This window comes from Mycobacterium marinum (genome assembly GCF_003391395.1).
In the GTDB taxonomy this organism is placed as follows: domain Bacteria; phylum Actinomycetota; class Actinomycetes; order Mycobacteriales; family Mycobacteriaceae; genus Mycobacterium; species Mycobacterium marinum.
Map to the genome: position 1 here is coordinate 385,841 of NZ_CP024190.1, position 12,307 is coordinate 398,147.

Sequence of the window (12,307 nt, forward strand, 5' to 3'; positions counted from 1 at the left end):
ATATGAAAGCTTGTGTCGTACAAGAGCTTTCTGGTCCGTCCGGCCTGGTCTACACCGAGGTAGACGACGTTTCAGATGGCGGCGGCAACGTCGTCATCGACGTTCGGGCGGCCGGGGTGTGCTTTCCGGATCTGCTGCTGACCAAGGGCGAATATCAGCTGAAGCTGCCGCCGCCGTTCGTGCCGGGGCTGGAAACCGCGGGTGTCGTGCGGTCGGCGCCCGCGAGGTCGGGCTTTCGGGTGGGAGAACGGGTTTCGGCGTTCGGCGTACTCGGTGGCTACGCCGAACAAGTGGCGGTTCCGGTTTCCAACGTGGTGCGCAGCCCGGCCGAACTCGATGACGCCGAAGCGGTGTCATTGCTGGTCAACTACAACACCATGTACTTCGCGCTGGCTCGCCGGGCCGCGATGCGGCCGGGTGAGACGGTGTTGGTGCTCGGTGGTGCCGGCGGAGTTGGCACGGCGGCCATCCAGATCGCCAAGGCGATGGGCGCCGGCCAGGTGATAGCCGTGGTGCACCGGGAGGGTGCGATCGACTATGTCGCCTCGGTGGGGGCCGATGTGGTGCTGCCCTTGACCGAGGGCTGGGTCGAGGAAGTGCACAAGCACACGCACGGGCGGGGCGTGGATATCGTGGTCGACCCGATTGGTGGCCCGGTCTTCGATGATGCGATTCGCGCGCTGGCGATCGACGGCAAGCTCCTGGCGATCGGCTTCGCCGCGGGCAGCATCCCGACGCTCGCGGTCAATCGCTTGCTGCGGCGCAACGTCGGCGTGCTGGGTGTCGCGTGGGGTGAATACCTCAACCGGGTGCCCGGTTCGGTGTACTTGTTCTCCTGGGGGCTCAATCACCTGGTTTCCCTGGGGCTGAGACCGCCTCCGCCGCAGCGTTTTCCGCTCAGCGAGGCGCAAGCCGCGCTGCAGAGTTTGGCCGACGGCGCCGTGCTGGGCAAGATCGTTCTGGAGCCGTAGCGGGTGCGGGCCGGCCCGTGCCGTCCTAGAACGCGCCGACGATGTCGCTGACCACCTCCTGGGCGGTGTCGGCCAGGACGATGACCTCGAAGCCCCCGGCGAGCGCCGCCACGGCCACATCCGCAGCGATCGGATAGCCGATGGCGTTGATCAGCCCGACGGGGTCACCGTTGACGAACTGCTGGATTCCGTCCAGGAACAGGTTGACGTTGTAAGACGGAACAGTGGTCAACACGGTGTTGATGATGTCGGCGGTCGGAAGCAACGCGGCATAGGTGTCGGCGGACACATTCGTGATGGCGTTGGCGATATTCGTGTTGGCCGCCTGGAGGGCGTCGATGAATCCGTTGATCGAGGCATTCGTGACGGTCGGCACGGCCGGCAAGGTCGACGGCACCGACGAACCGCCGGTCTGCGAAAAGTCCGGCAGCGAAAGGCTGGGCAGTGTCGCGGGAATTGCGCTGATGTCGTTGACGAAGGCGGTCACACCCTGTTGGGTGCCGTTGACCATGGCACCGGCGAAGTCCACCGGGTCGATCGGGGGAAGCAGGCCAAACGGTGTCGTTACGTCGGCATACCCGGTCGAGTAACCGTAATTGGGATCGCCGTAACCGAGGTTGACCAGATAGGTGAGATTGGGCTCGACCAGATCCGCCAGCGGATTGCCGATCACCGGGATTGCCCGCAGCGGCTCCAGGATTGGCAGGCCCGGGTAGGTGATCATGTAGTAGTTCTCGAGGCCGTTGTTGCCCGGGGAGACCGGCAACTGCACCAGGTTGTAGCCCGCAGGAAGGTTGTTTGGATCCAGATCCGGGTAGTCGCCGTGGACGAATTGGATGCCGGCGAATGCGTTGAGGTCGGCCAACAAATTGAGTGGGTACTGCGGGAAATCGGCGTATCCGTCGTAAAGCAGTGTGTACTGATTCAGCTCGTAGCCGGTGTTCGACGGTGTCCCTCCGTAGAAGTCCAGACCCAGCGCAGGCAGCGACAACCCGGGGAAGCGCGACAGCAGGCCGCCGTTGGGGGCCATCGGATTACCCAGCAGGGTGAAGGCGAGATTGTCGGTGTTCGGGCTGCCGAGTGCTTGCAGATTGCGCATCTCCAGCGAAGAGACGACGGCGCTTTGCGAGTAGCCCAAGACGTTGACGTTGTTGCCCAAGGTGATCAGGCCCTGGGGCCCGAACAGCGCGTTGTCCAGTATTTGAACGCCGTTGGCCACCGACGTGTTCAGCGGCAGATCTTTGATGGCGGTGAGCGGATACAGCCCCTCAGGTGTGTTCAGCGGCAGCAATTGGGTGGGCATGCCGGGGATGTAGGGGGCGACGTTCTGCAGGTAATCCGGCGGCGGAATCGGCGTGCCGCTGCCGCCCATGATCAATGCGACGAACGGGTCGGCCAGTGCCGCGGGCGCCACCGCCGCACCGCCCGCCGCGACCGTTGAGGCCGCACCTCCGCCGAGCAGGGACTGGATGGGGGCGGTCAGCGCGTCCAGTGCACCGGAGATCGTTGCCGTATTGACCGCTTCGGCCCCCGCGTATGCGGTGCCGGCGGCAGCCAAGGTCCGGACGAATTCCTCATGAAATGCGGTCACGTGGCCGATGACGGACTGGTATTCCAGGGCGTACCCGCCGAACAGCTTCGCGGCGGCCGTGGACACCTCGTCGGCGGCGGCGGCAACCAAACTCGTCGTCGGCCCGGCCGCGGCGGCATTGGCCTGTGTCAGCGCCCAACGGATACCTTCCACATCTGCGGCCGCGGAGGCCAACAGCTGCGGCTGCGCCATCATGTACGTCATCGACGGGTTCCCTTCAGATACAGGGCTTTTCGCTTGGTCCCGCGCCGGTCGTCGCGCGGCTCGTCATGTTGTCGGGGCAAATCTGTCCGGTCGACCGCATCGTGTATTTCCCTGTGAGTGTTGCTGCGCGTTGTGCGTCAGATGTGTTGGGCCGGCCCGAACTGGGGTGCCGATGGGCTGCGGCTTGTCGAGTAGCTACCTGGCGGTTGTCCTACCCGGCGAGCGGACCTCTTTTCCGGTCGCGCCGCGACTCGCACCTCGGCCGAAGCGGCCAGGGACAGATTATGGCGCTACCGGGGCCCGCGTCCGGGTTTTGCGTTAACCGGGATGTCATTTCTGTGAGATTGGGCGGAAACATGGTGCGGCGAAGTCATGGAGGTGCATGCCGGTGGGCCGGTGGCCGGTCTCAGGGGATGAGGGAGCCGATGTCTTGCACAGTCGTCTGCGCTGCCGCGGCGATGGTGAGGAATTCGACCGCTCCGCCGATCGTGAGCAACCCCACCGTGGCTGCGATCGGGTACCCGAACGCATCGATGAGGTTGCCCTGCAGGAGTTGGTCGAAGAAAAGTTGGGTGCTGTACAAGGGCAACGTGGTGACAACGGCAAGCCCGATGTCGGCGGTGGGTAGCAGCACCGCGTAATCGTTTGCGACCACCGCGGTCAAGGTATTCACCACCTGTGCCGGTGACGGCAGCTCTGACAACTTGCCCAGGATGTCGGCCGGGGTTGGCAGCATGATCTCGGGGGTCGGAATCGGTTGTCCGAACATGGCTTGCAGGTCGGCGGTGAAATCTTGGATCCCTTCCTGGGTTCCCGCGGCCAGGGCGTCCACGATGGTGCCCGGGCTGACGTCGGGGAACAAGCCAAACGGCGTGCGCACATCGGCGTAGCTGGTCGAGTAGCCGTAGTTCGGGTCGCCGTAGCCCAGATTGACGATGACCTTCAAGTCCGGCTGGATCAGGTTTGCCAGCGGGTTGCCGATCACCGGAATCGCTCGAAGCGGTTCTAGCAGCGGCAGATTCTCCGTCGGGATCACGTAATAGCTGGTGACGCCCGAGTAGCCCGGCGACGTCGGCAATTCGATCGCGCTGTCGACCTGTGCCGCGGTGAGGTCCAGATATTTGACGTGTACGAAGGGGATGCCCATCACCGCATTGAGGTCGGCGATGAAATTCAGTGGATAGCGTGGGAAGTCGGCGAATCCGTCGTATTCGAGGGTATAAATCGCGGTTGGGTAAATCGTATCGGAAGGTGTGGCGCCATAGAACGTCAAACCGAGGCTCGGCAAGGATAGGTCCGGGAAGCGGGCCAGCATTCCGCCGTTCGGGTTCATCTCGTTGCCGACGAGCACAAAGTTGAGTTGGGATGCGGTCGGTGCGCTTGGCCCCAGGGCGGCGAGCTTTTGCATCTCCAGCGATGCGATTATCGCGCTTTGTGAGTAGCCGAACACGGTGACGCTGTTTCCGGGGATGCTGAGCTGCGCCATGATCGCGTTGTCGAGAATGGTCAGGCCCTCCTCCACCGAGGCGTTGAGGGTCAAGCTCTTCACGCCGGTGAGTGGATAAAGCTCTTCCGGTGTATACAGCGGGCGCAAAATATCGGATGAGCGGACGAAAAGATTGTTGGCGGCTTGCACATACGATTCGTCGGGAATCGGAACTCCGGTGGGCCCCAAGAACAATGAGGTGAGGTTTGCCGTGAATGGCGGAATTGTGCTCGCGCTCGATACGGCCGGCGCGGCGCTGGGTATTCCCAGCGCGCCGCGCAGGGCGGCGAGGCTGGCGGCCTCGGTCTGCGCGTAGGCGACCCCCGCGGCGGCCAATGTCTGGGCGAATTCGCTGCGAAACGCCTCGACCTGTGCGAGGACGGCCTGGCACTCCCGGCCATAAACGCTGAACAGGTTGGCGATAGCCCCCGATACCTCGTCGCCGGCGGCCGCCAGCAGACTCGAGGTCGGGCCGGCCGCGGCCATGCCGGCGGTGCTGATCGCCGATCCAATCCCGTCGATCTCGGTGGCGACCGAGGCCAGCAATTCCGGCTCAGCGAGCAGATACGACATTGGCCTCGTCCTTCCCGACGACCCAAGCTTTCTGGTCTGTTGCTGCCTTGCGAATTGCCGGCAATTCGCAATGGCGGCGGGGCGGTTTCAGTAGCCTAGCGGGAGCGAGAACCCCGGCGTCGCATTTTCGGGAGGAGTCTCGCCCCCGGGCTTTACCGCTGGTAGGCGGCTAGAAGTCGGTGACAATGGCGCCCAAGAGCACCAGGGCTTCAAGGCCGCCCGCCAGTCCGAGCAACGCCGCGTCGGCCGCGATCGGATACCCGATGGCGTTGATCAGTCCGATGGGATCGCCATCGACCGCCTGCTCGATCCCATCCAGAAATAGATTGACGTTGTAGGACGGAACCGTGGTGAGGCCGGCATTGATGATGTCAGCGGTAGGCAGCAGCTTCGCGTAGCTGGTTGCCAGGACGTCGGTGAAAGCGTTGGTGACAGTTGTGTTTGCCGTCTGCAGGGCATTGATGAAGCCGTCGATTGACGTCGGTGCCACCAAGCTGGCCGGCGGTGGCAACGCGATCGACGCCAGCGGATTGGGGATGTCCAGGAACAGGCGCGGGGTGGGTGGCGATGGCTGCGGTGCGACCAAATCGTATGCGGCATTGTGGAATCCCTGCTGAGTGCCGATGACCAGCTGTTGGGCGACCACCTTCGGGTCGACCTCCGGGAACAGGCCGAACGGTGTCTCGATGTTGGCCGGCGCGGTCGAGTAGCCGTACCGGGGATCTCCGTAGCCGAGATTGACGATCGTCGTCAGATCCGGTTGCAGTAGATCTGCCAACGGATTTCCGACTACCGGGATGAACCGCAGCGGTTCCAACAGTGGCAGTCGCTCGGTATGGATCAGGTAATACGAGGTGTTGCCGGTGTAATCGGCAGACGTGTCCATTTTGATCAGGTCGCCGGGCGGAAGGGTCTCGGGATTGATCGTCGGGGTATCGGTGTGCACGAACGCGATGCCCGCAATGGCGTTGAGATCCGACACGATGTTGAGCGGGTAGCGCGGGAAGTCGGCGAACCCGTCGTATTCGTGGGTGTAGATCGAGGTCGGATAGATCGTGTCGGCGGGGGTGGAGCCGTAGAAGTCCACGCCCAGACTGGGCAGGGTCAGCCCGGCGAAGCGCGATAGCAGGCCGCCGTTGGGGTTCATCGGGTTGGCCAGCAGTAAGAAGCCGAGTTGGTCGGCGGTCGGAGCGGTGCCGGGCGGCATGGCCGCGAGATTTTGCATCTCCAGAGAAGCGATGATCGCGCTTTGTGAATAGCCGCCGACGACGACGCTGTTGCCTTCGGCGAGCTGACCCAGGATCGCGTTGTGCAGTATCTGGACGCCCTGGCTCACCGATATGGCCAGCGGCAGACTCTTCTCGCCGGTGAGCGGGTAGAGCTGCTCGGGAGTGAACAGTGCCTGACTTGTGGTGACACCGAATTGCGGGGTGATGTAGTTGAAGAAGTCCGCCAGGTAGTCGGGCCCGGGCAGCGGGTTCCCGCTGCCGCCCATGACCAACGAAACCGTGGGTCCCGTCAGTGGGGTGGTGGTGATCGAGGCGGACGGCGTGGCCGATGCCGCGGCATTGCCACCTCCCAGCAGCGAATAGGCTTGTGTCCCAAACGCTTCTAATGCGTTGGAGATTGCGGCGACCGACGAAGCCTCGGTCTGGGCATAGGCCAACCCGGCGGCCGCCGCGGTCTGCGTGAACTGCTGATGAAACGCGGAGGCGTGGGCGACGACGGCCTGGTACTGCTGGCCGTAACCGCCGAAGAGGCCCGCAATCGCCGTCGAAACCTCGTCGGCGGCCGCGGGCACCAGCCTTGACGTCGGGCCGGCGGCCGCGGCGCTGGCGGCGTCGATCGCCGACCCGATGCCCTCGAGATCTGCGGCCATCGTGGTGATGGTCTCTGGTTCAACGAACACGTACGTCATGGGTTCGTTCGTCCTCCCAACAACCAGGGTTGGCAAGGGTGGCCCAGCTAGCCTAAGTCCGTCTCGCCGGTCTGTCGGGAGTTTGGCGCCGAGCGGCCACTAGAGATACAGACTCTGCAGATCCTGGGCGATCTCGGCCGCGGCTTCCATCACCGCGATGAACTCGATCATGCCACCCAGCGCGCCCAGCCCGAACGTGGCGGCCAGCGGCAGTTCGATCGCGGCCCGGAGATCACCCTGCGCCAGCTGGCTCAGGAACAGGGTGAGGTTGTAGGCGGGCAGGCTGGTGACGAATCCCAGACCGATGTCCGCGGTCGGCAGCAGAACCGAGTAGCCGGTCGAGACGACAGAGGCAAGCGTGTTGGCGATGTTGATCGGCGTGGCCGGCATCGGCGGCGGCGCGGGCGGCAGCACCGACTGCACGTACGGCGGGAATTCCAGCGGAGCGATCTGGGGTGTGGTGCTCAGCGCGGTCGGCAGGGCGGCGCCAAAGTCGTTGATGCCCTGGTGTGTTCCGGCGACCAGCGCATCGGCGACAACCTGCAGGGAGACGTCCGGGAACAGGCCGAATGGGGTGGGCACGTTTGCCGGGCTCGTTGAGTAGCCGTAGTTCGGGTCGCCGTAGCCGAGGTTGACCAGCACCTTCAAGTCGGGCTGGACCAGGGCGGCCAGCGGCTCTCCGATCACGGGGATCGCGCGCACCGGGTCCAGTAGCGGCAGATTTTCGGTGCGGATCATGTAATAGGTGCCCGTCGTCGGACCTTCGGTCGGCAGCAGCGTGGCCGAGGCGATCTGTTCGGGAGTGAGGTCCGGGTAGGTTCGGTGCACCGTGAGAATGCCGAACACGGCATTGACGTCGGACAGGACGTTGAGCGGGTAGCGCGGGAAGTCGGCGAAGCCGTCGTACTCGAGGGTGTAGGTCGTCGTGTAGTAGGGATTGTCCGGCGTCGCCCCGTAGAACGGCAGACCCAGGCTCGCGACATTGAGACCGGGGATACGCGCCAGGATGCCCCCGTTCGGATTCATCTCGTTGCCGGTCAGGATGAAATTGATCTGGCTGGGGTCGGGGGCATTCGGGCCCAGGGAGATGAAATGCTGCATCTCCAGCGAGGCGATGACCGCGCTTTGGGAATAGCCGAAAACCGTCACATGGTTTCCGGCATTGATTTCGTTCCAGATCGAGATGTCGAGGATTTTCAGGCCCTCTTGTACCGACGTCTGGAAGGGCAGGCTCTTGACGCCGGTGATCGGGTACAGCTGTTCGGGGGTGAACAGCGCCTTGGCGATCGCGCCGGGCGCAATGTGCTGAATGTAGAGCGTGTTGACGGCGTCGAGGTAGCTGGTCGAAGGAATTGGCGTTCCGGTTCCGCCCATGGCGATCGCGACGTAGTCGTTGAACACGGCCGGCACGGTCGGCGGCGAATTCGGCGAATAAAGTCCAGCGGTCGCTTCTTCTAGCAGGGCGGCGTTGTTGATTTCTTCGGCATTGATGTAGTAATTCGCAACCGTGGCCAGCCGCTGAGTGATCTGCGCGTGAAACGCGGCCAGTTGTGTGCTGATCCCCTGATATTCGGCGCCGAACGTGCCCAACAGTTGCGCGATGGCGGTCGACACTTCGTCGGCGGCCGCCGACAGGATCGCGGTGGTGGGGCCCGCCGCAGCGGCGGTGGCTTCACTCAGGGCCGAACCGATACCCGCCAGCTCAGTAGCCGCCGCCGCTATTGCCGGCGGTTGCGCAACTACGTACGACAACGCGCTGTCCCTCCTGGCAAGCGGGGGCGGTTACTCACCCGCAATGCCGGTACCCGTTGAGCGTAAAGCGATTCCACGCTCGCGTTCGGGCTTTTGGAGCAATCAGCGCCGACCCGTGGTGCGTCAGCCGAGCAACGCGCTGCGCAGCTGGTGCCGGTCGGCTTCGGTGATGCCGGAGTCGGCCAGATAGCCATCCAGTGAGCCGAAAGTCTCGTCGATTGTCTGCCATGCCGCGGCCAGGTATTCGGGGCGGACGCCGAGGACGCCATCGGATAACCGGGCCTTGGTGAAGGTCACTACCTCGGGCGTCAGTTCGACGTCGGTGCGCTCTCGGATCATTTCCGAGATCCGGTCACGCAGCTGCGGCACCGCGTCGTTGCTGCGCAGGTAATCCGCCAGGATCACGTCGCGGTCCACGCCGACGGCTTCGAGCACCGTGGCGACCACAAAGCCGGTGCGGTCTTTGCCGGCAAAGCAGTGCGTGAGCACCGGGCGCCCCGCGGCCAGCAGCGTGAACACGCGGTGTACCGCGCGCTGGGCCCCGGTGCGCATCGGGAATTGCCGGTATTCGTCGGCCATGTAGCGGGCGGCGACCTGATCGATCGCCTCGCTGGATTCGCCCGCGTCGCCGTCGGTCAGGAGTCGTTTGAACGCCGTCTCATGGGGCGCGTTGTCGTCGGTGCCGGCTTGGTCGTCGGCGAGATCGGGAAACGGCAACAGGTGGATGTCGACCCCGGCCGGCACCTGCCCCGGACCGCGCCGGGCGACCTCGCGCGACGAGCGCAGGTCGGCGACGTCGGTGATCTTGAATCGGCGTAGGGCGGCACGGCCCTGATCGTCAAGACCGCTCAGCTCGCTGGACCGGAACAGCCGTCCCGGGCGAAGCGCCGCCGTGCTGTCGGCAACGTCGCGAAAATTCCAGGCGCCCGGAAGTTCGGGACCGGTCTCAGCCATGGGAGGTGACCGCCGCCGCGAACGCGGATTTTTCCCGTCCGAGTTCGGCACGTGCGATGGATCGCATGTGTACCTCGTCGGGGCCGTCGAAAATTCGCATCGCGCGATGCCAGCTGTACAGCCGGGCCAGCGGGGTGTCGTTGCTGACGCCCGCGGCGCCGTGCACCTGGATGGCGCGGTCGATGACGTCGCAGGCCACCTGAGGGGCCACCGCCTTGATCATCGCCACAAGATGGCGGGCCTCCTTGTTGCCGTGCCGGTCGATCGTCCACGCCGCCTTCTCGCACAGCAGTCTGGCCTGGTCGATCTCGTTGCGGGATTTGGCGATCGCCTGCTGCACCACGCCCTGCTCGGCCAGCGGCCGGCCGAATGCCACCCGGTTGCGGGCGCGGTCCACCATGAGCGCCAACGCGCGTTCGGCCCCGCCCAGCGCTCGCATGCAGTGGTGGATGCGCCCTGGTCCCAGGCGCGCCTGCGCGATCGCGAACCCGGTTCCCTCTTCGCCGAGCAAATTGGTGGCCGGCACCCGGACGTTGTCGTATTCCACCTCGCAGTGGCCGTGCTGATCCTGCCAGCCGAACACCGGCGTCGACCGGGCGATCGTCACCCCCGGGGTATCAGTCGGGACCAGGATCATCGACTGTTGCTGATGGGCGGCCGCGTCGGGGTTGGTGCGGCCCATCACGATGAGGATCTTGCAGCGGGGATCGGCGGCACCCGACGTCCACCACTTGCGGCCGTTGATGATGTAGTCGGCGCCGTCACGCGAGATGGTGGTCTCGATGTTGCGGGCATCACTGCTGGCCACCGCCGGCTCGGTCATGGAGAAGGCGCTGCGGATCTCGCCGTGCAGCAACGGGTCCAGCCACTGCCTGCGCTGCTCGTCGGTGCCGAACATGTGCAGGATCTCCATGTTTCCGGTGTCGGGCGCCGCGCAATTGAGTGCCTCTGGCGCGATCTCGAGACTCCACCCGGTCAGCTCGGCCAGCGGCGCGTATTCCAGGTTGGTCAGGCCGGACTCGGCCGGGAGAAACAGGTTCCACAGGCCGCGCGCCTTGGCGTTGGCCTTGAGTTCCTCGACGACCGGCGGGACGGTGTGATCGTGCGGACCGGCGTCTTCGCGGTACTTGTCGTAATCCGCCTCGGCCGGAAATACGTATTCCGTCATGAAGTCGGACAACCGCTGGTGGTAATCGATGGCCTTGGCCGACATCGCGAAGTCCATTCCGCCACCATAGGACACGTGTCACGGCGCTGATTCTTAGGTCGTCAACGCGACACTTAAACGTCTGCCAAGACACCCCGTTGGGTATCGCAATGGTTTAAGTCTGGGCGGGGCTGTCGGCGGGTCCTGCCAGGGTCTGGTCATGGACGCCAGGGCTGCCAGGGCCGCCAGGAACGAAGACGTGTTCGTGGGCAGCGAGGCGGTGCGGCGGGGGAGGCTGAGCCCGTATCGGCTGCGAACCGAATTCCGCGCCATCTACCCCGACGTCTACCTGCCCGCCCACGCCGCACCGTCGTTTCGAACGCGCTGCAAGGCGGCGTGGCTATGGACGGGCCGGCGGGGCGTGCTGGCCGGGCTCGCGGCCGCCGGGTTGCATGGCTCGGACTGGATCGGCGACGACGAGCCGGTCGAGTTGATCTGGCGCAACCCCCATCCCCCGGCCGGGGTGATCACGCGCAATCTGCGAATCGAGCCCGACGAGGTGACGCGTGTTGCCGGGCTGGCGGTGACCACGCTGGCGCGGACGGCCTTTGACCTGGGGCGGCAGCTACCCGGCGGCGAGTCGGTGGCGCGGCTGGACGCGTTGATGCGCGCGACGGCGTTCTCCGGCGAGGATGTGCTGCTGCTCGCCAAGCGGTACTCGGGAGCGCGCGGGCTGCGGCGGCTGCGCGCCACGCTTCCGCTGGTCGACGCGGGCGCCGCCTCGCCCCGGGAAACCTGGCTGCGGATGGTCTTGATCGATGCGGGCCTGCCCGTTCCCGTCACCCAAATACCGGTACACCAGAACTGGCGTCTGGTCGCAGTGCTCGACATGGGCTGGCAGACATACCAAGTGGCTGCCGAGTATGACGGTGACCAGCATCGCTTCGACCGCCGGCAATATGCCCGTGACCAGTGGCGGCTGCGCAAGCTCGACGAGTTGGGCTGGATCGTCATCCGGGTGATCGCCGGGGACGCACCCGAAGACGTCGTCCGTCGGGTCCGCCAAGCCCTGGCCCGGCGGGGCCATCGCGAGACATAAGCGGTTGCGACTTGCTGCGGCGTGTTCGCGCAACCGCTTCAGTGTCGTGTCGGTCGAGGCGCACGATGAACCCCATGACTGAGAGCCGGCCGCCATTTCCGCCGTTCACCTTCGAAACCGCTACCCAGAAGGTCCAAGCCGCCGAGGACGCGTGGAATACCCGCGACCCGCAGCGGGTCAGCCTGGCCTACACGGTGGACTCGCGGTGGCGAAACCGCGACGAGTACGTCGTCGGCAGGGAACAGATCGTCGCCTTCTTGACCCGCAAGTGGCAGCGCGAACTCGACTACTCGCTGCGAAAGAGCCTGTGGAGCTTCGGTGAGGACCGCATTGCGGTGCGGTTCCAGTACGAGTCGCGTGATGCCACGGGACAGTGGTACCGCAGTTACGGAAACGAACTGTGGGAATTCACCCCCTCGGGGCTGATGGCCCGCCGCGAGGCGAGCATCAACGATGTGGCGATCACCGAATCGCAGCGACGCTTCTTCGGCCCGCGACCGGCCGCTGAGCACGGCCAAGAGATCCCGATGTGGTGAGTGGCCAGCCGGTGTGACGCGGCGGAAAACACAACGCCATCTTGTGGCGCCACAACACCTCGACCGGTACCGAAGG

At 65.0% G+C, this 12,307-nt stretch carries 9 protein-coding genes; 3 read left to right on the forward strand and 6 right to left on the reverse strand.

Annotated elements, in window-relative coordinates; genetic code table 11:
- Positions 1-2 precede the first annotated feature (2 nt).
- Positions 3-971, forward strand: coding sequence for an NADPH:quinone oxidoreductase family protein (locus tag CCUG20998_RS01690; protein ID WP_020731434.1), 969 nt, complete (start codon positions 3-5; stop codon positions 969-971).
- Positions 972-996: 25 nt separating this feature from the next.
- Here the strand turns inward: CCUG20998_RS01690 and CCUG20998_RS01695 are convergent, their stop codons facing one another.
- The 6 genes from CCUG20998_RS01695 to CCUG20998_RS01720 form a co-directional block, all read right to left on the reverse strand.
- Positions 997-2,766 (reverse strand): PE-PPE domain-containing protein, encoded by a 1,770-nt coding sequence (locus tag CCUG20998_RS01695; protein WP_036456926.1) that lies wholly within the window; start codon positions 2,764-2,766, stop codon positions 997-999.
- A 406-nt stretch (positions 2,767-3,172) separates the two neighbouring features.
- Positions 3,173-4,825, reverse strand: coding sequence for a PE family protein (locus CCUG20998_RS01700; RefSeq protein ID WP_020731436.1), 1,653 nt, complete (start codon positions 4,823-4,825; stop codon positions 3,173-3,175).
- A gap of 169 nt (positions 4,826-4,994) precedes the next feature.
- Positions 4,995-6,743: a PE family protein gene (locus CCUG20998_RS01705; protein ID WP_020731437.1), complete on the reverse strand. Its 1,749-nt coding sequence runs from the start codon at positions 6,741-6,743 to the stop codon at positions 4,995-4,997.
- A 99-nt stretch (positions 6,744-6,842) separates the two neighbouring features.
- Positions 6,843-8,495, reverse strand: a complete 1,653-nt coding sequence (locus CCUG20998_RS01710; RefSeq protein ID WP_020731438.1) for a PE family protein — start codon at positions 8,493-8,495, stop codon at positions 6,843-6,845.
- 123 nt (positions 8,496-8,618) lie between these two features.
- Positions 8,619-9,449 carry a tyrosine-protein phosphatase gene (locus tag CCUG20998_RS01715; protein ID WP_020731439.1) on the reverse strand — a complete coding sequence of 277 codons (831 nt, stop codon included), beginning with the start codon at positions 9,447-9,449 and terminating at the stop codon, positions 8,619-8,621.
- Positions 9,442-10,662 (reverse strand): acyl-CoA dehydrogenase family protein, encoded by a 1,221-nt coding sequence (locus tag CCUG20998_RS01720; protein ID WP_099052680.1) that lies wholly within the window; start codon positions 10,660-10,662, stop codon positions 9,442-9,444. Before CCUG20998_RS01720 ends, CCUG20998_RS01715 begins: the two co-directional genes overlap by 8 nt.
- A 154-nt stretch (positions 10,663-10,816) precedes the next feature.
- On the opposite strand from CCUG20998_RS01720, the gene CCUG20998_RS01725 reads away from it, so the two are divergent.
- Positions 10,817-11,695 (forward strand): hypothetical protein, encoded by an 879-nt coding sequence (locus CCUG20998_RS01725; protein WP_036456928.1) that lies wholly within the window; start codon positions 10,817-10,819, stop codon positions 11,693-11,695.
- Positions 11,696-11,769: 74 nt separating this feature from the next.
- A complete protein-coding gene (locus CCUG20998_RS01730) occupies positions 11,770-12,231 on the forward strand; it encodes a nuclear transport factor 2 family protein (RefSeq protein WP_020731442.1) in 462 nt (153 codons plus the stop codon).
- The last annotated feature ends 76 nt before the right edge of the window (positions 12,232-12,307 follow it).